This window comes from Arthrobacter sp. ISL-28, from assembly GCF_018613875.1.
Classification (GTDB): domain Bacteria; phylum Actinomycetota; class Actinomycetes; order Actinomycetales; family Micrococcaceae; genus Arthrobacter.
The window spans coordinates 38,407-59,956 of sequence record NZ_JAGGPJ010000034.1 but is presented as its reverse complement, the minus strand read 5'-3'; the positions used below and the strand labels follow the sequence as shown (position 1 = coordinate 59,956).

At 62.7% G+C, this 21,550-nt stretch carries 21 protein-coding genes; 10 read left to right on the top strand and 11 right to left on the bottom strand.

The features are described 5' to 3' along the window. Position 1: 1 nt before the first annotated feature. Positions 2-466, bottom strand: coding sequence for a plasmid mobilization relaxosome protein MobC (gene mobC, locus J7E80_RS20205; RefSeq protein WP_311380899.1), 465 nt, complete (start codon positions 464-466; stop codon positions 2-4). A 325-nt stretch (positions 467-791) separates the two neighbouring features. On the opposite strand from mobC, the gene J7E80_RS20200 reads away from it, so the two are divergent. From J7E80_RS20200 to J7E80_RS20190, 3 genes are all read left to right on the top strand, one after another. Next, positions 792-1,055, top strand: coding sequence for an AlpA family transcriptional regulator (locus tag J7E80_RS20200; protein WP_215054009.1), 264 nt, complete (start codon positions 792-794; stop codon positions 1,053-1,055). Positions 1,056-1,190: 135 nt separating this feature from the next. Next, a complete protein-coding gene (locus J7E80_RS20195; RefSeq protein ID WP_215054008.1) occupies positions 1,191-1,541 on the top strand; it encodes a hypothetical protein in 351 nt (116 codons plus the stop codon). A 415-nt stretch (positions 1,542-1,956) separates the two neighbouring features. Next, positions 1,957-2,277 (top strand): hypothetical protein, encoded by a 321-nt coding sequence (locus tag J7E80_RS20190; protein WP_215054007.1) that lies wholly within the window; start codon positions 1,957-1,959, stop codon positions 2,275-2,277. 1,506 nt (positions 2,278-3,783) lie between these two features. Here J7E80_RS20190 and J7E80_RS24005 read toward each other — a convergent pair. Beyond that, positions 3,784-3,969, bottom strand: coding sequence for a hypothetical protein (locus J7E80_RS24005; RefSeq protein WP_251037143.1), 186 nt, complete (start codon positions 3,967-3,969; stop codon positions 3,784-3,786). 170 nt (positions 3,970-4,139) lie between these two features. Between J7E80_RS24005 and J7E80_RS24000 the strand changes: the two genes are divergently transcribed. Further along, positions 4,140-5,201, top strand: a complete 1,062-nt coding sequence (locus tag J7E80_RS24000) for a tyrosine-type recombinase/integrase (RefSeq protein ID WP_251037142.1) — start codon at positions 4,140-4,142, stop codon at positions 5,199-5,201. Then, positions 5,198-5,809 carry a DUF6262 family protein gene (locus J7E80_RS20180; protein WP_215054005.1) on the top strand — a complete coding sequence of 204 codons (612 nt, stop codon included), beginning with the start codon at positions 5,198-5,200 and terminating at the stop codon, positions 5,807-5,809. The genes J7E80_RS24000 and J7E80_RS20180 overlap by 4 nt, the downstream gene beginning before the upstream one ends. Here the strand turns inward: J7E80_RS20180 and J7E80_RS20175 are convergent. The 5 genes from J7E80_RS20175 to J7E80_RS20155 form a co-directional block, all read right to left on the bottom strand. Beyond that, positions 5,806-6,045, bottom strand: coding sequence for a helix-turn-helix domain-containing protein (locus J7E80_RS20175; RefSeq protein WP_215054004.1), 240 nt, complete (start codon positions 6,043-6,045; stop codon positions 5,806-5,808). The two genes, J7E80_RS20180 and J7E80_RS20175, sit on opposite strands and share 4 nt — an antisense overlap. Before the next feature lie 75 nt (positions 6,046-6,120). Further along, a complete protein-coding gene (locus J7E80_RS20170) occupies positions 6,121-6,357 on the bottom strand; it encodes a helix-turn-helix domain-containing protein (RefSeq protein WP_215054003.1) in 237 nt (78 codons plus the stop codon). Between the two features lie 3 nt (positions 6,358-6,360). Beyond that, on the bottom strand, positions 6,361-6,624 hold the full coding sequence (locus J7E80_RS20165) for a ParB family protein (protein WP_215054002.1): 264 nt from the start codon (positions 6,622-6,624) through the stop codon (positions 6,361-6,363). After that, on the bottom strand, positions 6,621-7,184 hold the full coding sequence (ssb, locus tag J7E80_RS20160; RefSeq protein WP_215054001.1) for a single-stranded DNA-binding protein: 564 nt from the start codon (positions 7,182-7,184) through the stop codon (positions 6,621-6,623). Before ssb ends, J7E80_RS20165 begins: the two co-directional genes overlap by 4 nt. Before the next feature lie 118 nt (positions 7,185-7,302). After that, entirely contained in the window at positions 7,303-7,578 is a 276-nt protein-coding gene (locus J7E80_RS20155) for a glutaredoxin family protein (protein WP_215054000.1), read from the bottom strand. A 575-nt stretch (positions 7,579-8,153) separates the two neighbouring features. On the opposite strand from J7E80_RS20155, the gene J7E80_RS20150 reads away from it, so the two are divergent. Together J7E80_RS20150 and J7E80_RS20145 are read left to right on the top strand one after the other, a co-directional pair. Then, entirely contained in the window at positions 8,154-9,944 is a 1,791-nt protein-coding gene (locus J7E80_RS20150) for a DUF262 domain-containing protein (RefSeq protein ID WP_215053999.1), read from the top strand. Further along, positions 9,941-12,289, top strand: coding sequence for a DUF262 domain-containing protein (locus tag J7E80_RS20145; protein WP_215053998.1), 2,349 nt, complete (start codon positions 9,941-9,943; stop codon positions 12,287-12,289). The genes J7E80_RS20150 and J7E80_RS20145 overlap by 4 nt, the downstream gene beginning before the upstream one ends. Before the next feature lie 152 nt (positions 12,290-12,441). Here J7E80_RS20145 and J7E80_RS20140 read toward each other — a convergent pair whose 3' ends face one another. From J7E80_RS20140 to J7E80_RS20125, 4 genes are all read right to left on the bottom strand, one after another. Further along, entirely contained in the window at positions 12,442-13,284 is an 843-nt protein-coding gene (locus J7E80_RS20140; protein ID WP_215053997.1) for a class I SAM-dependent methyltransferase, read from the bottom strand. Positions 13,285-13,919: 635 nt separating this feature from the next. Next, positions 13,920-15,470, bottom strand: coding sequence for a glycoside hydrolase family 32 protein (locus tag J7E80_RS20135; RefSeq protein ID WP_215053996.1), 1,551 nt, complete (start codon positions 15,468-15,470; stop codon positions 13,920-13,922). A 221-nt stretch (positions 15,471-15,691) separates the two neighbouring features. After that, the gene (locus tag J7E80_RS20130) at positions 15,692-16,759 is read right to left on the bottom strand and encodes a LacI family DNA-binding transcriptional regulator (RefSeq protein ID WP_215053995.1); all 1,068 of its coding nucleotides are present in this window, start codon (positions 16,757-16,759) and stop codon (positions 15,692-15,694) included. Positions 16,760-16,770: 11 nt separating this feature from the next. Further along, the gene (locus J7E80_RS20125) at positions 16,771-18,003 is read right to left on the bottom strand and encodes a Gfo/Idh/MocA family protein (protein WP_215053994.1); all 1,233 of its coding nucleotides are present in this window, start codon (positions 18,001-18,003) and stop codon (positions 16,771-16,773) included. Positions 18,004-18,157: 154 nt separating this feature from the next. Between J7E80_RS20125 and J7E80_RS20120 the strand changes: the two genes are divergently transcribed. The 3 genes from J7E80_RS20120 to J7E80_RS20110 all read left to right on the top strand — a co-directional run bounded on the left by J7E80_RS20120 (position 18,158) and on the right by J7E80_RS20110 (position 21,476). Continuing rightward, the gene (locus J7E80_RS20120) at positions 18,158-19,114 is read left to right on the top strand and encodes a carbohydrate ABC transporter permease (protein WP_215053993.1); all 957 of its coding nucleotides are present in this window, start codon (positions 18,158-18,160) and stop codon (positions 19,112-19,114) included. 11 nt (positions 19,115-19,125) lie between these two features. After that, on the top strand, positions 19,126-20,049 hold the full coding sequence (locus tag J7E80_RS20115; protein ID WP_215053992.1) for a carbohydrate ABC transporter permease: 924 nt from the start codon (positions 19,126-19,128) through the stop codon (positions 20,047-20,049). A gap of 80 nt (positions 20,050-20,129) precedes the next feature. Next, positions 20,130-21,476, top strand: coding sequence for a sugar ABC transporter substrate-binding protein (locus J7E80_RS20110; protein WP_215053991.1), 1,347 nt, complete (start codon positions 20,130-20,132; stop codon positions 21,474-21,476). Positions 21,477-21,550 lie beyond the last annotated feature (74 nt).

Below are 21,550 nucleotides of genomic sequence, written 5' to 3'. Positions count from 1 at the left end.
ATCACCTCCCGGCCATCTCGGCGAGCTGCCGGTCGATCCGGATGATCACGCTCTTGGCATGGGCGATCGCCGCCACCGCGTCCGGCGGCACTTCCCCGGCCGTGTTGGCGTGCCGGGCGATCTGGTTGACGTTGTTCGCAACACTTCCGATGAGGCGCTGCAGGGTCGACAGCTGCATGAACTGATCCCGCCGCTCCGACGGACTTTCACTGTCCTCATTCAATGCCGCTTCGACCAGCAGCCGCGGGATCGTGACACGGTGCTTCTCCGCCAGGGCAAGGAGCTGGGCCTCTTCTTCGGGGCTGACCTTGACCTCGTGACGGTGCACCCGGCCGCCGTCCACGTTCGCACGCCGGCGGCGGGACTTCCACCGCCATTGCCCTCCGTCACCCTGCCCCGTCCTTTCCTTGGTTGCCAGCGCAGCGACCCGGACAATCCCGGGACCAGACACCAGTCTGCCGCGCACCGGATGACAATCCGGGCAGCGACACGAACTTAGCCCGGCTAAGTTCCCAGCTTGCTCCGCCGCGGTCTGGTCACCTGATGTCCGGGCGGATGCATCAGGCTAGGGACTGCCCTGCAGGACGCTTCGCGTCGGATGTCTCTGAAAAACGACTGCGTCGTTCCGTTTCGGCCTTTGAGGCTACTGCCCGGTCCTTCCTTGGCAAGTCTGCGCCTGCGGCTTTCGCGGCATATCCTCGCTACGCTCCGGTATTCCACGGTCCGCAGACTCCGACTGGCCAATTCCCTCACCGGTCAAGTGCTTTCGGGCGCGCCGAAAGGAACGCGGCATGGGGCAAGCGAAAGGTACAGTCATGGCTCTCATCTCACCGTCCGTCGTGGAACAGAACTACGGAATCCCCGTGGCACAGCTGCGCCGCTGGCGTACCGCCGGCATCGGACCCGAATACTTCCGGCTCGGCCCGCGCAGCATCGGCTACTACGCCCCCGACGTGGACGACTGGCTCGAGGACCCGGCAAACGCGCACCTGCACGACGTGCCCAGCCACGAACACGCCTTCCGGCGTGACAGGAAAGTCCTGATCACCGGCTAGCAGCGGGGCGAGGCTACCGGCTCCTGGTGCTGCTTCCCCTGCACCCAGGACATTCATTCCCGCGGCCGCCCGCCCGGCCACCGGAATACCCAAACCGGCCGGCATCAAAACCCAGCAATCGAAGGAGAGCAGACCATGGAACCGGACCACATCCGCTACGAACCAGCCAAGGACAACTGGCGCGACTTCCTGTACACGCAAGTCAGCTTCGCACCGGTCGCACAGCTCGACCACATCCTCAGGGCCGCCCAGGAACACTTCCCGGATGACCCCTGGATCCAGGAGGACCCTTGGGAACTGGAGGTCTGCATCCGTGACGTCGCAAACGGTCACCTGAAAGATCAGACAGGCATGAATGCCTACATCTCCGCCCACCACAGCGCCGCAGTGCGCCTGGTGACCCTGGTGCCGGAGCCGCTCTGGGAAAGACCGCCAATCTACGGGGGGCGCGGGCCTATCTCGATGGTGTCGAGATCCGGCCGCTGACTGGCAGCCAACTGGGCCGGCTGCCCGAACTCACCGCGCGACTGCGCGAGATCGTTCCGAGCACCAGCAGCCCCACGTTGGGGATCTCGCACGCATGGTCGTTCAGGACATCCCCTCCCGCGCCGCCCTGGTGCGGGCGTACGAGCGCACCTCGGTAACGGATGTGCTGGCTGAATATGACAAACGTGCTGCCCCGTGCCCAGGCCTTGACGACTTACCGGCAAGCATCAAAGTCGCGCGTCTCAACTTCCCGGCGGACCCCGTACCAGGGGTGCAGCCACCTGCAGGTCAGCACGCCGACCCCGGGCCCCATGCGACGTACAGCCGGCAACCAGACCTCGGAGTGGGTCGCTGACGACAACACGGCACCGGCCTTGCAATGTACCCGCAGGTCAACGCGATTAAGGTAGGAACCATGGCGACTATCGACATTGAACAGACACGTAACCAGGCCCGTGCACTCCTCGACTCGCGCATCGAAACCGTCACGCACTTGGTCAAAGCCCGCCAGCGGGTCGCCGACCTGAAAGAGCAGCTGGCCGACGCGGAACGCGAAGACAAGCGCGCTTACGTCCGTGCTACCAAGGACGGCTGGAGTGGCGAGGAATTGAAGAAGCTCGGCCTCGAGCCGGCGGCCGCCGGACGCCGCCGGAAAGCCGCCGGCAGGACCGCATCCACCGACAGTGCAGTGGCTCCCAGCGCGGACCGCGCCGAACCCTCGAGCGTGCAGCACTAAGGACCGCCGACCCCTTTCCTCCGGGTGGCCACCGTGGTGGCCACCCTGACCGTTAGCCTGGGCTGGCTTCCGCGGCCGGGGCACCACGACGGTTTCCACACCACAGCGCGGCGAAGGCCGGCACCTTTGAGAGTGCCGGCCTTGCGGTTTTTGGCAGGGGTGTTCAGTCTTCCGCCGGGACGTCCTTTTCCGGGATCTGGCCCGAGGCTATTCGTTCGGCGGTCCTGTTGAAGGCTTCGTCAATGTAGGCCAGGAGATCGCTTTCGCGGACCCGCCAAATACCGCGGTTATCTTGCTAGGTAGCGACTGCAAGAATCGTATGTTTTGGCTTCCATCCCTGCGTGACGCACACCTATCACTCGGTGTGTGAGGGGGTGGGCCTGACCGCCCCGGGACCGCTTAACGCACAGGCGGCAGATCCTCCTGCAGAAGGATCTAGACTGCGAAATATCTGAAAAAGCCGATAAGCATGAACAGCACCCCGAAAATTACCGCGGCCACACGCAGCCGCTTGAGATAGATCTCGGGGTTCTTCCTGAAATGCTCAAAAGTGGCCAGTGCTATGAGTTGAAGCCGGGATAGAGGACGTCTAAAAACGATCAACGCGACTCCCACCAGGACAAGCACTATGGACGAAAAGGCGTTGTAGCTCATCCCGCGTCATGCCTCACTTGAGAGTACCTAGAGCGCCGGCCAAGATCATTCCGACTCCGACCACGAAGCAAAGGACGACATAGATCCATCGAAAGGTGGTTCCGACTCGGAGGGCCGTTCGATGATCCGAATTGGGTGCGAGCGAGTTGATTATTCGAGTACCTTTTTTCAGCGACCTTTGTGCCGTCAGTACGCCGATTACGCCAGCTATCAGCAGTATGGACCCGAAAATTATGGCACCCATGCTTCCCCCTCTAGAAGGTGCTTCTAGCACTAGCGTCCCACGATGATTTCGAAGCCTACACTCATCGCCGGGCAATAGACGCATGTGTGCCTTTGAAGTCCCCGGAGCTGCGGTATTACACCAGAGCAACCATGGCTTGAAACCTACTGGTCGAATCCGCATCCGGATAGTTTGGCGACAGTTAATCCTCTAGACGGGTGTTGGCTGTTGTTTGCCTAGATTCGTCCTCGGTAGCTTCCGTTTATGCGGATGTTCCAAGCGGTGGAAGTGACGGTCGAGAAAGACGTGATCGTTTGGGCTGTGGTGGATGACCTGTTCGTCCTGAGCGAGGAATGCCGTGGTTACGCGTTGTGGTTGGCGCATTCGGGTCGTGCCGTCAATACTCAAAAGGCTTATCAGCTAAGGCTGGCGAGGTTCCTCTCTTGGTGCGCTGAAACGGAGGCCGCATGGGAAGGGCTCCGCTTTCACCAGCTCGCCGCTTACAAGGCCAGCCTTGAAGGGTTGCCTGCCAGGAGTGGGGCCAGGTTGTCGGGGAAAACGGTCAATGCTCATGTGACGGCCGTGATGGTGTTCTTGCGTTATGCCGTGGCCCAGGGCTTCGGGACTGATCAGTTGCGGGCTACGGTGGAGGGCGGCCGCCACGCCGTGGCGTCCCTTGGCCCCGAGGGGCAATGGAAGACGGCTCCGGCCAGGCTGGTGAAGGCGCGGGAGATCAAGCGGCGGCCGGTGGTCCTGACCCCTTCACAGGTCAGCTGTGTCCTGGATGCGGTCGAGAGGCCGCGGGACAGGCTCATGGTTTTGCTGATGCTGCGTTGCGGCCTGCGGGCCGGCGAAGTACTCGGCCTGAGGCTGGAGGACATGCACATGCTGCCGGACTCTGGCCATCTGGGCTGCACGGTTCCTGGGCCCCACGTCCATGTTGAACGGCGCAGTAACCCGAACGGAGCTTGGCCCAAGTCACCGTATGAGCGGAACGTCCCGGTGCCTGCAGACCATCTACCAGCTGCTGCGAGACCTTGGCCGGCGGCCCACGGAAATCTACTCCCTGCCCCGCGACACCCTCCGGGAAACCGACGACGGCCAGCCCTACATCATCTACAACAGCCACAAAACGGACGAGTACGGGCTTGAACTTCCCATCCACCGCTCCACCGCCCGCGTCATCCAGACCTGGCAGAACGCGCTTCAAAGCATCGAGGACGTCCACCCCGACGCTGCCGGCTACCTGTTTCCCTCGCCACGGCGCTATGGCCCCCAGTCACGGACCCACATCACGCCCACTGGCTTTCACACCAATTACTGGCGCTGGATCGACCGGATCCGGAAGCTGCCGGACGTCCGGGCCGACCCGACGAAACCAGCCGACTTCCTCACCAGGTCCCGGATGGGCCTCTATAACTGGCGCCACACCTACGCCCAACGGCTCAGCGACAACAGCACTCCACCTGACGTCATTCAGGAACTGATGAACCACAAGAGCTTCACGACCTCCACCGGATACATCAAGATCACCAGGGAACGACAGCGTCAGGCCATCGAGACCGTCAACAGCACCACGATCGACCGCCGGGGGCTGCTCCACGGACCCAAAGACTACGCAGCCTATGTCCGGGAATCCGTAGCGACGCCGCTGGGCCTCTGCACCGAGCCCAGCAACGTCAAAGCAGCCGGACAATCCTGCCCCGTCCGCAACAAATGCGGCGGCTGCCAGTACTACCGCGCCAACCTCGCCCACCTGCCGCAGATCGACGCCCACATCGTCGCCCTCACCGCAGACCTCGCCGCGGCCGGCGACATCGCCGAACCCTGGATCCACCAGTCACTCAAAGCAGAGATCAGCTCCTACAAACGAATGCGCACCGCGCTGCTGAAGGAAAAATCCAAGCTCACCCCCGAGGACAAGGCCGCCATCGATGACGCCGTCACGCTCCTGCAGCAAATCCCTCCCGCAGCGCCTCACCTTGAAGCCGCCGGAGAGCGCCGAATGCTGCCACTGACACCCGTCCGAACCGCGGACCGGACGTGAGCGAAAAACGGCAGGCAGCCATCGCCGGGCTCATTACGGCCAAGAAAAAGGAAAGCAAAACCAAACAAGCCCTCGTCCGGAAAGCAATCACCCGGCTCATCAACGGCTCCGAGCTGCTAACCGTCTCCTCAGTCGCCAGGGCAGCCGGGGTCAGCCGCTGGCTGATCTATAACACCCCGGAACTGAAAACCGCAGTCACCCGCGCCGCTGCGCAGCAGCGCGCGACCTGGACCCAAGGCCACGAACAGGCAGGGATGACACCCAAAGGCGCAGTGACCGAACTCCTGCGGCTCCAGGAACGACTCGCCACGGTTACCCGGCAACGCGATCACTACAAACGCGCAGTAAACACCAACCTCGCCGAAGCGCTGGCAGGGAGAACCCCGGAACAGATGGCCAGCTACATCAGCGAACTGGAAAACGAACTCAGCACAGAACGCAAGACCGCTGAACAGGCACGCAGCGCCATCTCACTACTCGAAGCCCAGGTCGAAGACCTGAACGACCAGCTGCGAGCCGCGCAGTCCATCAACAGGACCATGATGAAACAACGTAACGAGGCAGCGCCCGTCACGAAGCTCGAGGCCCGACTGCCTGAAAAGCGCTAGACACCGTCCGGCATGGGCCGGCCCTCAGCAGACTGCGCACGGATATACTCGGCCGTCTTCTCATAACCCCGAGAAATGTATTCCTCTAAAAGGCGCGACTCAACCCGCCACTGCCCCCGGCCCCCAACCTGAATCGCAGGCAATTCGCCTGACCGGACCAGGGCATACGCCTGGGCTGAAGAGATGTTCAGAATCTCCGAAACATCAGCCAACGCCAGAAACCGCTTCTCAGCCACAGCACATCACGCCCCAAAGACTACCCAACCGGGCCCAACGATCCTCACGAACCGCACAGAAATCAATCACCGGAATCAAGCCCTCTCGCCATGAGTTCCGGGCAGAAATGGCATCGACCCACGTGACTGAGCAAGATAACCGCGGCCACCGAATTGCGCGGCGCGCAGTTCACCGCTGCGGACCAGGGCGTAGACCAGGGGGCCCTTGACGTTCAGGATTTCTTGGACCTGCTCCAGCGTCAGCATCCTGGGCAGCGTCGAGGCTGTCGTGGCCGGTGGTGTCGCGTCCGGTTCGGTGGTCTTTCTGGGCATGGTTTACTCCCTGGTGTCGCGTTGGCGGATTTCGTCTCTGGTGCGCTGGCCGTGCCGCAGCGATCCGGCAGGGACAGGCTCCCAGCTCCGGCCCTGGTTGTGTTTGCGCTGCAAGCGCTTCACTTCGCGCATGGTGGCCCGCACGATGAACTCTGACACACTCGCGTCCCCCTCCAGCGCGCGCGTGGCCAGGAACGCGGCCCGGACCTGCCCGGCCTCGTCCTCGGTGAAATACGGGGTGAACGCCGCGACCTTCTTCACACTCATTGCTCCTTACTGTTTCCCTGCGCCCCGGCCTGGAATGCCGGGGCGTCAGTGACACCGGCGATGTGGACGCGGCCGCCCGGGTTGGCGTGGATCCCGAACCACGCGTCATCTTCAGCGAATTCGCGGGGGCTGATGGTGAAGTGATCGGCCGGGTGGCCGGCCTCCTCCCTGACGCCTTCTGCAGGTTCGTTCCGGCTGCGCTGCGGGCCGGTCGGCGCGGCGGCCGAGTGGCGAAGGGACAAGCCGATCTCGTCAATCTCGAATTCAATGACGGTGCGCTTCTCCCCCGCCTTCGTCTCGTACGTGCGCGGCTTCAGCCGTCCGGAGGCGACGACGGGGGAGCCCTTGGTCAGGGAGGCGGCCACGTTCTCTGCCATGTCCCGCCATACCGACGCACGGAGGAACAGGGTCTCGCCGTCCTTCCACTTTTTGGTCTGGGCGTCAAAGATTCTGGGGGTGGAGGCGATGGTGAAGTTCGCGACCGCTGTGCCGGCAACGGTGCGGAGCTGTGGGTCCGCGGTGAGGTTCCCGGTGATGCTGGTGCTGTTTTCGCCGCTCATTGGTTTTGTTCCTTCTCAGCTGGTTGCGTATTGGCGGGGGTGCTTCGTCGTGCGGGTGCGGGCGGGGGCCCGGTTTAGCCGGGGAGCTCAGCACCGGTGAGGGTGCTGTCGCTGACGCTCATGACGCCGCGTCTTCCTGGCGGGGCCGTTCAATGGCGATAATCTGCGCGATCTTGACCGGGTCCAGTCCCGACCAGTGGTTTTCGGTGCCGTCTTTCTCATAGACGACGACGGGGACCTGGGAGTAGCCGAGTTCTTCGGTGATGTACTCGAAAGCGGCCTGGTTGGCGGTGATGTCCACTTCGCGGAAGGGAAGGCCGGCCTCAACGAATTTCTGCTTTGTCTTGGTGCAGCCGAAGCATCCGGAGGGCTTGGTGTAAATGGTGAGAGTCATTGTCAGTCCTCGGTTTCGTATCACGTCTGGTTAGGTTCGTCTGATCTGTACTGCTGCCTCCATTCTAGCAATCATTCAGCTGAATGAATAGCGCTCTTGCCGCTAATTCTAGGGGTTTTTCGGATCAGGAATTTCGGGTTTTCTGGGGCGGGCCCGTCAACTGACAGGCTGTCATTTTCCGAAGTCGTCTGCACGAAATGTCCAAAGTCGTCTGCGCGGCCGACTACATGTCCGCATGGGGATCCTTGGCGGGATCGGCAGCCGCGCGTCTCAACGCCCCGGGCGCCCCCCGGTATTTCGCCGGCGCCACCTCGTCCTATCAATGTGTCCCACGAGGGTGTTCTCGGAATCTCTGCGATGGGACCTTTGACGGGACACCGGGGAGCGGAACCGGGGGCACGCCTGCGTTCCGCGCGGGTGAGCTCGGCCGAGCGAGACAGGGCACTGCAGGTCCGGGATCTGGAAGCCGCCGGCTCTCTCAGGAGTAAGGTGTGCGCTGCGCCCCGCCGTCGCCGCGACGCGCGTCATCGCAACCGCCCCCAATCTGTCGGGGCATCCCACTAGAGTCTTCTCTCATGGGAGAACACGCTGACCAACCAGCTCGATCGGAGGCGACGATTGAGCCCCGGCTCGTGATGAAGGGCGACGACGACAAGCCGTTCATCCAAGGCGAGTTCTTCGTCGCCGCGTACCAGCGCGGCTACCGGTGGGGACGCGACGAAGTGCGCCAACTTCTGAAGGACATCAAGACCCACAAGCGCGAAGCCGGCAGGGGAGAGCCCACCGACTACTACCTCCAGCCGATCGTCGTGTTAAAGCGCGATGATGGGAGCTGGGAACTCGTCGACGGCCAGCAGCGCCTAACAACCCTGTTCCTGATCACGAAATACGTCGCCACGAAGATCGCCGACTCCAGGTTGGACTACCTGCTCACCTACGAAACCCGACAAGGTAGCCGCGACTTCCTGGAGACTCTCGACTTCTCCCGCCGTGACGAGAACATCGACTACTACCACATCGCACAGGCGTACGACGTCATCGCAGAGTGGTTCGACAAACAGCCGAACGCCACACAGGCCGCCATCAATCTCCACACGGCGCTTGCTAACTGGGTCTACGTCATCTGGTACGAGGCGCCGCCGGGCACCGACGCCACCGCACTCTTCACGCGGCTGAACCGTGATCGCATCCCGCTGACGGACTCGGAGTTGATCAAGGCTCTGGTGCTATCAAACAGCGGCGCAGCCGGCGGCAAATCGGGGCGGCAACAGGAGATCGCTGCCCAATGGGACGGGTTCGAGAGGGATCTTCGTGATCCGCAGTTCTGGGCATTCCTCACGCGCTCATCGACCGAGAGGTCGACCCACATCGACTTCCTCTTCGAGTCCATGACGCCGAAGGCGGGTCTAAGAGAACGGCCCCGCTACTGGACCTTCAGCAAAGTCCAGGAGGACATTGCCGAGCGGGGAATGGCCGCCTTCTGGCGCGACGTCGTCGAGCGCCACGGACTGCTGACAGGGTGGTTCCAAGACCGCTATCTCTACCACCGGATCGGCTACCTCATCCAGGTCGGTGACTCGATCCAAGAACTCATCGATTTATCCCGATCCCGGACGCACTCGGTCTTCCAAAAGGCCCTCGTTGACCGAACACGCAAGCGCCTTGATCTCACTACTGACAAGGTCTCCCTCTTGCGCTACGGGAAGGACTACGGCAAGTGCACCGACGTCCTGCTCCTCATGAATGTCGAGACCGTACTCGGCAGCAGCGACATCGGGAGCCGCTTCTCGTTCCACGCCTACGTTGATAACTGGTCGCTGGAACACATCCACGCACAGAACTCCGAAGCCTTCGAGAAGGAGACCGAACGTCGAGACTGGCTACGGACGCACAAGAAGAAGATTGAAGAGTCTCACTGGCCGCCAGATCAGCGGGCCGATGTGGACGAGATCATCGACAAGATCAACGCCCATCTGGCCATGGCCGACGGTAAGACCGATGAGCGGAGTTTCGACTGGATCTTCCGGCAGGTCCTGGCGTTGTTCAGCGCTCCTGACGCTGACGCCACAGATGAGGACACGCACGGACTCGGCAATCTGGCGCTGCTCCAACGCGACCTCAACAGCAAGCTGAACAACGCGGTCTTCGCCCTCAAGCGCGAACAAGTGATCGGGCTCGACCAGGATGGGGCCTACATCCTGCCCTGCACCCGTAACGTCTTCCTGAAGTACTACACGGCCGCGGCCGACCAGCAACTCTCCCTGTGGGGTCCCCAGGATCAGGCCAACTACCTCACTGCGTTAATCGACAAGGTGGAGCGATTCCTGATTGTCGGGAGCTCTCCCGCTGACGAGGTCCATGCATGAAGGGTTACCCCATCACGTTCCTCGGCCTATTCGACGAACCAGTCGGAGACCGTCCCGGCATCACTGAGATCGAGATCCCGATCATCCAGCGTGACTTCGCGCAGGGCCGACCTGACGAGGAGGTCAGCGCCCTCCGGGACCGCTTCCTCGACAAGGTCATCGAAGCCGCCACGACTGACAGGCACATGGGTCTCGACTTCGTGTACGGCGACGTTCGAGCCGGAGTCCTGCAGCCACTCGATGGCCAACAACGCCTCACTACCCTGTTCTTGCTGCACTGGTACGTCGCTTCGCGCGCAGACAAGCTCGACCCGGCCGCCCCTTGGCTGAGCTTCTCCTACTCGACACGGCCCACAGCTAGAGACTTCACCCAAATAATCGCCAACAACCCCTATCCAGGCGGGTTGGCCTCTCCAGCAGACTGGATCAGCGACCAGCCGTGGTACGTCTACCCGTGGCGCCACGACCCGACCATCGCTTCGATGCTCGTCATCCTCGACGCGATCCATCGACGGCTCGACCCGCACACCCACGAAATCGACGCCGTGTGGGACCGGCTGGCAGCTCGCCCCGCCGACGTCCAAAACAGTGCCATCTGGTTCCTGTTCCTCCCCGTCGTCGATATCGCCCACGGCGAAGACCTCTATATCAAGATGAACTCGCGCGGGAAGCCACTGACGACGTTTGAGGTCTTCAAGGCGGACTTCGAAAGCATCATCAAGTCAGCCGACCCTGACCGGCACAAGCACCTCGTCGAGAGCATCGACGGAGTGTGGGCCGACCTGCTCTGGGAGTACGAGAAGCGAGCGGCGAGCGACTACAAGATCGACGACGAGTTTGAGCGGTACCTCACTTTCATTATCGAAATCTCCGAGTGGCGCGACGGGAAGTCTGACCGAAAGTGGCACGACAAGCACGCACGAAGGCTTTGGCCAATCGAGGAGCGAGCCCGACTCGCCTTCGCCGACCCCGACAACGAACATGCCGCTCGGAATCGAGACTTCTTCTTCCACGCGTTCGACACGTGGATTGGCGCCGATCCCGTCACCCATATCAGAGTTCCTCCCGACCCGAGCGCCGAGTTCAGCAAGCTGTTCACCGCCGGCGGCGTCGGGGAAGGGTCGATTCCGCTCTTCTCCACAACTCCTGACCTGTTCGGTGGCTGCATCGTCCGGTACGGGTCCGACTTCACGGCACAAGAGACGCTGCTCCTCTTCGGAGTCCTGCTCGCGCGACAGGCCGACGACACGATCAGTCAGGACGAGATCGCCAAGCGCCTGCGTTCTCTACGCAATGTCACTGCCGCATTCCTCGACTTCAATCGCATGCCTGCCTACGTCGCACAGACCGAGAAGCTGATCGTTCACGGCGAACTGGAGGATTCAGGGGCCTTCCGAAGCGATTGGGTTGCTGATGAAGTCCTCAAGTGGTCCTTTCTGGACGAGCACCCAGAAGCCATTGACGCCGTCCATCAACTCGAAGACCACCCACTGGTTCGCGGACGCATCATGGCGTTCGAGCTCGATGCAGCCATGCTGGAAGCACGGGCTGAAGCATTCGCAGACGTGAGCCGACCGGAACTGCGCAACCTGCTCGGCGCCGCGCTGCTCACGAAAGGGGACTACTCACGCGATGTTGGCTGGGAGGGAAGGCGTCGCCAGCTCGGAAGTTCCCAGAAGGACGACTCCTGGACTGACATGCTCACCACGGGGTCTCGGGCAAATCTCGCCAACATCCGCGAGCCGCTGGTGGCTCTGCTGGACGACGTCGCCACGCGGGCGGCGACCGGCACGCACCAGCCGAGCGACGCCCTCGATGCGATCCGCGCCCAGTGGCTCGCTGAACGCGAGTCCCGCAACTTCTACGACTGGCGCTACTACCTCGTCCGCTACTCCGGCGCCCGCAGCTCGAAGGGCGATGGCTACTACAACGGCACCTACGACAGCACGACCGGCGGATTCGCTTATCAGCGCCTCCGGATGCTTCACGGTAGCAACTACAACGCCTACTTCAGCGACGCGCTGCTACGTGCGGCCTGGGTCGACGGCTCCCTTGGTTCTGATGCCGAGGAACCAAGTTGGTGGCACCGCGACGACCCAGGCCTCACGCTCAAGAAGTCCCGCATCGAGATTCGCTGTGATGACGACGCCTTCGAACTCGTCCTTCCAGACGACCGTGAGACCGTCGAGACCAAGGTTGTCAAGGCCCTGACGGCGTTCGACTCTGACGACCAGTTGCGGGTTCTGGTCCAGCAGAATCCCGAACGCGGCCGCCTAGTGGATAGCGAGGACCGGATACAGCTCTGTGTGCGACTGGTGCGCGCGTTGGCAGTTGAGGGCCTCTGACGGTCATTGCAGGACGCCGCAGCCGAAGCGTTTGCGTCCTTCGCTCCAAAGTGGCGCATCGTGACGGAGATTGCCGGCGGCAGGATATGGGTGTCACCCCAACCCGTGATCCCTAGGGTCTAGAGCGATGAGGAAGGCTCCGATGTCCCGGTTCATGACGCGGCCCTCATCGAGTCGGACTCCGCGCGGATGCGCTTCGCGGAGTTCTCTCCGACATCACGAAGAGTCCACTCGTGCCCGTCGACCATGATCATCGTGAGTCGGGCGATGTGCTCTACCTGGGCGCGCTGCTCGGTCGTCATCTCGACCGCAGTGTCGAGGAAGACCCAGTCGAACTGGCCCGGAGAGAAAGTGTTGGCGGTGAGTGCATCGCGGACATCGACCGGGTAGATCGCTGCGGCCTTCGGATGCTTGCGGATCAGGAGGTTGAGCATCGCCTGACTCGAGTCAACGCCCGCGTAGCGGTCCGCACTGGCGAGCCCAAGATCGAGCACTCGACCGGTGCCGCAGCCGATGTCGAGAACGTGGGGCGGGTACTTTCCCCGAGCATCATCGAGGAGCCGCTTGACACGGTTCGACTCCCCGGAACCGATGGGGTGCTCGACATCCCAGATAGTGGCGACCGCGTCGTACGGCGACTCGATGCCGCTGACCGTGGAGGGCGCGTTCTGGATTCCGTAGAACAGCCCAGTGGTTGCCCGGTTGACCAGTGTGGTGTCGGTGAAGTGGTTGTCCTCGGTCCACCAGCGGTACTTCCCGTCGGGGCTGAGGAGATAGATCTTGGTCAGCGAGTAGTACTTGCCCGGCTGCCCGAAGGTGTGGATCACGCGCGCGGCGCGAACCATGTCCTCGTGGGTCACGCCCGAGGTGCGCCCTTCGACGATGTAGTGGTGGGGTGCCGACTCGGCATAGCTCTTAGCGAACGTCCACTCCCGGGAGGTTGCAAACTCCAGCCACCAATCGAGGTCTTGCTGGGTAATCCGGCCCTCAGTCATCTGTCTTCTCCTAATTACGTGCGTCCGGTCTCGTGGGATCAGGATGCACGGCACCTCCGACAAGATCGCTGGCTCAACGTCGTTGGAGGGCTGTCTCGACGTTGGCGCACTGGGGACTGATGCACCGATTGGTGACACTTGCTTGTAAGGCGGGCCCGGAGGGACGCAGCAGATGCCCGTAGACCGGCCTTAGGCGAGCCCCGGTACCCTGACGTTTCGTGCAGGCGACTCCCGACCAAAGTGACGCTTTGTGCAGGGGACTTCGGACACCAGATGTCCATACCCGACTGCACAACTCCCGTACTTTCGGGTCAGCTTGTGCAGACGACTTCGGAAAATGACAGTCAGCTCCTGGCGAATAGCCGCCACATTTCTGGTCCTCGGAATAGAGCCTTCGGTATGAGCCGGCCCAAATCTTGGGTGACGTTCTGTCTTCCAGCCCGCATGCCCGGATCCAGTCGTCCACGGCCATGCTTTTCCTGCGGCGGGACGCCGCTGTCAGTTTCAGAAGTCGTCTGCACGGACTGTCAGAAGCCGTCTGCACTACTGCAATGACGTCCTTGTTTAGGGGTGGGCCGATATCATCGAGGGCACACTCTGAGCCTCGGGAAGTCCTACTGATTGGTCGTTAGGCGCTACCGACTCAGGACCAATGGCTCTGCGTTTCGCACTGGCGGCTCTGCGGGTCGCGTCACTTTCAGGTTGGGGGCGGTGGCGGTCCCTCGTTTGGCGTAGAGGGACACGCGGGTGCTGTCCGGCCCGGGAAATATAAGGCCTGTCATGGTGACCTGGCCGTTTTGGGCGAAGACTTCCACTGAGCAGTGGTCGATGAAGAGGGTGAGAGTGTATGACCCGTCAGAGGCAGGTTTCAGTGGTGCCGTATCGGTGGAAGCAAAGGCGTGATGGAATTCCGTGTTGCCGGAGGTTGTTCGGTCCATGATGAGCCGGTTCTCGGAGGGGCGGATGCCGATGCGTGTGCCGTCGGTGCCGTTGCCTCGAATGATGAGTCCGAATTCCTCTGCGGATTCCGGGATGAAGGTCACCTCGATGATCTCTACCGGCGCTCCGGTGTGCAGGGGGCGCATTCCTTCATCTATTGCAAGATCAGACCAGGTGTTCACCGACAGTGCGTTGCCGGTTCGATATTCGTCGGCGACCCGTTGGGACAGTCGGGGCTGGCCTTGGTCTGTGACCAGGGACATTTCGCGTACGAGTGACATCGAACTGCGCCACGGCCAGGTCGGGATGGCGGCGCCATATTGCCAGTTGTTCATCCAGCCGACCATAAGACGGCGCCCATCGGGTGCGTTGTTGAATGAGACGGCCGCGTAGTAGTCACGTCCCCAATCAAGCCAGTGGTAGGCATCGAGCTCGGCCGTTCGGCTGCTGCCGCCGTCGGTGACGGTTGTTTCGGATGTGAAGGCCACGCCGTCGAAGCGGCCGACAAAGTATTGGCCGCCCGACCCGCCATTGGGCCCTCCGGGGTTGAGATTCACGGTGAGAATCCACTTGGTCCGCTCTTCGTCGCCGTCCAGTGGCAAGGGGAAAAGGTCAGGGCACTCCCAGACGCCGCCGGTGGCGTTGGCGGGTCCGAAGCTGCTGAGGTAGTGCCAGTCCCGAAGGTTATCGGAGCTATAGATGACCACCTTGTGCTCCTCGGCTTCGACGGCCACCATGACCCAATAGCTGCCCGGGGGTCCGTTGTAGCGGAACACCTTCGGATCGCGGAAGTCTGCGGAGTTCCTGTCAAGAACAGGGTTGCCCTGGTACTTCGTCCAGGTGTAGCCGCCGTCGGAACTCCAGGCCAGGGACTGGGCCTGTGTGCCCCGGCGGGCTGAGCTGTCCTTGTAGGCGCTCGTGTAAATTGCCACCAGCGGGGCGGTCTGCCCGTTGCCGAGGCCGCTGGTGTTGTACTGGTCGATGACGATGCTGCCGGAGTAGATGTCCTCTTCGGCGTCGCAGAGGATGGCCACGGGCTGCTCGTCCCAGCTGATCAGATCCACCGAGGTGGCGTGGCCCCAGGACATGTTGCCCCAGACGTTCCCGAAGGGGTTGTTCTGGTAATAGAGGTGGTAGATGCCCTCGTGGTAGACGAGTCCGTTCGGGTCGTTCAGCCAGGTATTTTGGGCCGTGTAGTGGATGGCGGGCCTGAAGATGTCACCCTCTTGGACGGGAATGGCAGTCATGACGTTGGGTGCCTTAACGAGTAGTCGGTGGGTCGCCGGGGATAGGTGGCAGCTGCGGCGGTTGCCGGGGTGACTTCCGGGCAGCAAGGAAACGCGATCGCCGGTGGGCGGTTGAGGACAAACGTCGGGCTCCGAGGAGCGGGTTCTCCCAGCGTTGGGGGAGGCCGGCCCTCCACCGGCAGGTGATCGCCTTTAGCGCAGCCGGAGAGGCCGTGTTCGTGTCAGTGGCAGCCGCAGGAAGCGCGCAGTACCAGCTCGGTGGGGAAGATTTTCGTCTGCGTTTCCCCTCCGGGTCTGGGGGCCAGGAGGGCCTCCAAGGCGGTCTGCGCCAATTCTTTTACGGGTTGGGCGACTGTGCTGAGCCGGGGCCAGGTGTATTCGGATTCGGGTGATCCGTCGAAGGCGAACACCGCGAGGTCCTCCGGCACCCGCAGGCCGCCCTCGTGGAGGGCGCAGAGCAGACCCACAGCCTGCTGGTCGGAGCTGACGAAGACGGCGGTGGGCCGTTCACTGCGGGCCAGCAGCTCCTGTCCGGCACGGTACCCGCCCTCGCGGGAAAACGCTGCCCTGACGATGGGGCCCGCCGTAAGGCCGGCATCCTGAATCCCCTGATGCCATCCGACCTCGCGTGCGTCAAGGTCACCGCCGGCATTGCCGCCCATGACCAGCCCGATGCGTTCGTGGCCGTGGCTGATGAGGTGCTCGACCGCCATGCGCGCCCCGTCCTGGAAGGCCACTCCAACGGAATTGGAACCGTGGCCTCCCGCGCCGTGTTTCACGACGGCGGGGCTGCCTGCGGTGGCGAGGTCGGTGCTGTGGTTCAGGAGCACGGCGGGGATGTCTGCCTGTTCAAGGTCCATCAGATCCGGCTCGAACAGCATGCTGCAGAGGAACAGGCCGTCCACCCTCCGGGCGGCGAAGTTCTTGATGAGGCGGCGCTCTGTGCGGAGCGAAGCCTGGGAGTCCGCCAGCAGGAGGGTGTAGCCCCGCTCGGCCGCGGCGTTTTCAACGGCGCGGGCGAGCGAGGCGAAGAACGGGTTCATGGCATCGGAGACGATCATCCCGAGCATCTCACTGGAGCCCAGGGCAAGTGCCCGGGCTGCCGCGTTGGGCCGGTAGCCCAGCGCCCTGATTGCCTGCCGCACCTTGGCCTCGTTCGCCGGGGAAACGGCCCTGGGCCCGCCGTTGACCACGTAGCTGACGACGGCGGGGCTAACCCCTGCCATCCGGGCGACGTCGTCGCGTGTGGTGGGCTTGGCGTGTGAGGTCGGGTGCGGCATGGCAACCATGCTAGCGGCGTTTACTTGGCGGATTCGCGGAGTGCCGGGCGGGGCAGCTCTGCCGGGGCGTCGCCGAAGTCGGGCACCGGCAGGCGTTCGCCGCCGCGCAGGGCGGACTGGTGGGCAACGATGCCGGGAAGCGTATAACGGGCGGCTTCCCAGGCGTTGACCGGAGGCAGGGTGCCGGTGTTCATGGCGGTGACGAAGTCGTCGACGAGGAAGTGGTGGCTGCCCTCGTGCCCGTTGGGCAGGCCGCGGAACTCTGCCGGCAGGCGTCCGGCGTCGTGCACGGAGGCCATGCCGGAGATAAAGGCATCGCGCAGTGCGGGGGCAACGTCGGCCAGTATGGGGTCATCCGCGTCCATGGTGGCCTGGGTCTCGAGCTGGTCACTGATGTCGGTCACGGTGTGCTTGTCCTGCCAGACGCTGACCAGGGCGAGCTGTTCCATGCTTGCCTCCGTGCCGAAGTAGCGGAAGCGGCTCTCGCGCAGGTGGGAGGGGTAGCCCACCCTACGGAACTCGTTGATGCGCATGGACCCGCCGCCGGCGAGTTCGAACAGGGCGCTGGCGTTGGAAAAGTCGTTGTCGAACATACTTACCTCGCGGTCGAAGACGCCGTCGCCGCGCTCGTCCCGGACCCCGACGCAGCTGACGCTGACGGCGTGACCGCCGGTTGCTCCGAGCACCCCGCCTACGGAGTGGGTGGGGTAGAGCATGGGCGGGTAGCTGGCGGTGCTCTTCCAGTTTTCTCCGCCGCTGTACTGGTAGGCGTTGTAGAAGCCGAGGTCCATGTCGTGGACGTAGTCGCCCTCCGCGTAGAAGATCCGGCCGAAGGCGCCCTCGGCATTCTTCTTGCGGGCCAAGACGGTTGCCGGGTTGTAGTAGCTGGTCTCACCCATCATGTACGTCAGCCCGGTCTCCCGGACCGCTTCGATGATTTCTGCGATCTCCGCTTCGGAGATGGCCATCGGCACGGCGGAGTAGACGTGCTTGCCGGCCCGCAGCGCCTGCACCACCAGGGGTCCGTGGGTCCAGCGCTGGGTGAAGATCGCAACGGCGTCGACGTCGCTTTCAAGCATTGCCTCGAAGCTGTCGAACGTTCCTGCAGCCCCAACACTGCTCGTTTGCGCCTCTGCACGCTCAGTGATGAGGTCGGTGAAGTAGATGTCTGAGATTCCGGGGTGGGCAGCGAAGAGCTTGGCGAATACGCCTGAGAACTGTCCTGCACCAACGATTCCAATTGAAGAAGTCATGGAAGAAAGCATGGGGCACAAATCTACGCGCGTCAATAGATCGTCTAATTTTTCCCAAAACCCCCTGATCTCCGGGGAATAACTTGCATTAATTTACTCAACGCGCGTAGAGTGACGGCCAAGTGTTACCTACCTCACAGGAGAGGGATCAACGATGACCACCACTGCCGCCAGCCGGGCCGCCAGAGCCGACACAGCGCTTCATGCACCACCAGGACGGGCCGGGAAGCCCTTTTGGCGCCGGAACCATGGGGACCTGCGGATTGCCCTGTTCTTCATCGCCCCGGCCCTGCTCGGTTTTGTCACCTTCTATGTGGTCCCCGCGGTCCGGGGCACCTACCTGAGCTTCACCGAGTACAGCCTGTTGGGTGAACCGGAGTGGGTTGGCGGGGCGAACTACGCCGCGATCGCGAAAGACCCACTGTTCTGGAACGCACTGGCGGTGACGGGCGAATACGTACTGATCAACATGGTCCTCCAGACGGTTCTGGCCCTGGGCCTGGCGCTGCTGATGCACCGGGTCGCCAAGTCCACCCTCATCAGGGGAGCACTCCTGCTGCCGTATCTGATGGCGAACGTGATCGCGGCATTGCTCTGGTTCTGGCTCCTCGATTACCAGATCGGCATCGTCAACCACTTCATCGAAGCCCTCGGGTTGCCGCGGGTGGCGTTCTTCGGCAGCGAGGCCTGGGCCATCCCCACCCAGGCCCTGATCAACACCTGGCGCCACGTGGGCTACACCGCTTTGCTCCTCTTCGCCGGCCTCCAGGCCATTCCCCGGCAAATCTACGAGGTGGCCGACCTTGACGGCGCCTCCCCGTTCCAGACGCTGCGGCGCATCACCCTGCCGCTGCTGCGCCCGGTGATCGCGCTGGTGGTCATCGTCACCGCGATCGGATCGATCCAGATCTTTGACACCGTTGCCGTGACCACCCAGGGCGGCCCGGTCAACGCCAGCCGGGTCCTGCAGTTCTACATCTACCAAAAGGCCTTCACCGAGTCAGACTTCGGCTACGGTTCCGCCCTCGCCGTCATCCTCTTCGTCATCCTCGCCGTGGTGGCCTTCGTGCAGATGAAGTTCCTCCGCGGCAACGAGTCGGACCTGGACTAAGGAAACCAACCATGACCGCCACCAACCACCCAGCCCGTCCCCGCCTGCAGCGGATCCGCAAACCCATGACCGTGCGCCGGGCACTGTCCTGGGCCCTGATCATCCTCGCTGTGGCCGCCTCCGTGCTGCCCTTCTACTGGGTCATCAGGACCTCCCTGTCCACCAACGGTTCGCTGGCCAGCAACGCGACGAACCTGCTGCCGGCGGACTTCAACCTCGGCGCCTTCAAGCGCGTGTTCGGCCTTCAGTCAGCCGAAGAAGCAATGGCAGAGGGCGGCTCCGGGGCGCACATCGATTTCTGGCTGTACCTGCGCAACTCGGTCTTGTTCGCCTCCATCACCACGGTGGGTGCACTGTTCTTCAGCGCGATGGCCGCCTACGCCTTCGCCCGGCTGCGCTGGAAAGGCCGGAACGCAGTCTTTAGCCTCTTCCTCGCCACCATGATGGTCCCAGGGATCTTCACCGCACTGCCCAACTTCCTGCTCATCAAAAACCTCGGACTGCTCAACACCCTGCTCGGCCTGGTCCTGCCCTACCTGTTCATGAGCCCGTTCGCGATCTTCTTCTTGCGGCAGTTCTTCCTGAACATGTCCCGGGAAGTCGAGGAGGCAGCGATGCTTGACGGCGCCAAACACCTGCGGATCTTTTTTCAGATCGTCCTCCCCAACGCCGCAGCACCCCTGGCCACCCTCGCGCTGCTGACCTTCATCGGCCAATGGAACGAATACTTCTGGCCGCTCCTGGTCGCCAACCAGGACGACCTGAGGGTCCTCACCGTCGGACTTGGCGTCTTCAAGGCACAGGCCCCCCAAGGCGCTCCGGACTGGTCCGGCCTGATGGCCGCGACCCTGGTCTCGGCCCTGCCGATCCTTCTGCTGTTCATCGCCTTCGGTAAGAAAATCGTCAATTCCATCGGCTTCTCCGGCATCAAATAACCCTGCGGGACCAGCTCCCAAACCTGCAAGACCAGCGCCACCCCCTTCCGGCGCCCCACACTGTCCTGAAAGGACCCACTATGAAAATGAAAACAGCCGGCGCCACCGCCGTTGCGGCTGCCGCCCTCCTGGCCCTGTCCGCCTGCTCCGGCGGTGGAGGCACCTCCTCAGAGGAAGCAAAAGGCGAGCTGAACTACTGGCTCTGGGACCCGAACCAGCGCCCTGCCTATCAGCAGTGCGCCGACGACTTCCACAAGGCAAACCCGGACATCACCGTCAAGGTCACCCAGCGCGGATGGGACGATTACTGGGCAACCCTCACCAACGGCTTCGTCGCCGGAAACGCACCGGATATCTTCACCAACCACCTCACTAAATACCCGGAACTGATCAAGACCAAGCAGCTGCTGCCCCTTGATGAAGCCCTCAAGAAGGACTCGGTAGACCTCTCGATCTACAACGAAGGTCTGGCCGACCTCTGGGTCGGAGAAGACGGCAAGCGCTATGGGCTGCCGAAAGACTGGGACACGGTCGCGATCTTCTACAACAAGAAAATGACCGCCGATGCAGGCATCAGCGAAGAACAGATCAAAAACCTCAGCTGGAACCCCAAGGACGGCGGCAGCTACGAGAAGACCATCGCCCACCTGACCGTGGACAAAAACGGCAAACGCGGCGACGAACCCGGCTTCGACAAGAACAACGTCGCCGTCTACGGCCTGGGCCTCAACGGCGCAGGCGGGGGCCTGGGCCAGACCGAATGGAGCTACCTCACCGGCACCACCGGCTGGACCCACACCGACAAGAACCCCTGGGGCACCCACTTCAACTACGACGACCCCAAATTCCAGCAGACCATCGCCTGGTACGCCGGCCTGATCGACAAGGGCTACATGCCCAAGCTGGAAACCACGGTCGGAGCCAGCACTGCCGACATCTTCGCCGCGGGCAAGGCAGCGATCAACGTCAACGGCTCCTGGACAATCGGCCAGTACACCGGCTACAAAGACATCAACCTCGGCATCGCGCCCACCCCCACCGGGGTCAACGGCAAGCGGGCATCCATGCTGAACGGTCTCGGAGACACCATATGGTCCGGCACGAAGAAGCCTGCCGCCGCCGCGAAGTTCGTCGAATACCTCGGATCCGCAGCCTGCCAGGACGTCGTCGCGTCCAAGGCAGTGGTCTTCCCCGCCGTCAAGACCTCCTCCGAAAAGGCCGCAGCGGCATTCCAGGCCAAGGGCGTCGACGTCACGCCTTTCACCCAGCCCGTGAAGGACGGCGCCACGTTCCTCTTCCCCATCGCCGATAAGGCACCGAAGGTCGAAGGCATCATGAAACCCGCCGTTGACGCCGTGGTAGCAGGCAAAAACCCGGCCAGCTCGCTCACCCAGGGCAACGAACAAGTCAACGCCCTCTTCAAGTAACCATCCGACGCCGATGGAAGGGGCGGACCTTTTCGGTTCCGCCTCTTCCACCCGCGACAACGATCCACCCCTAC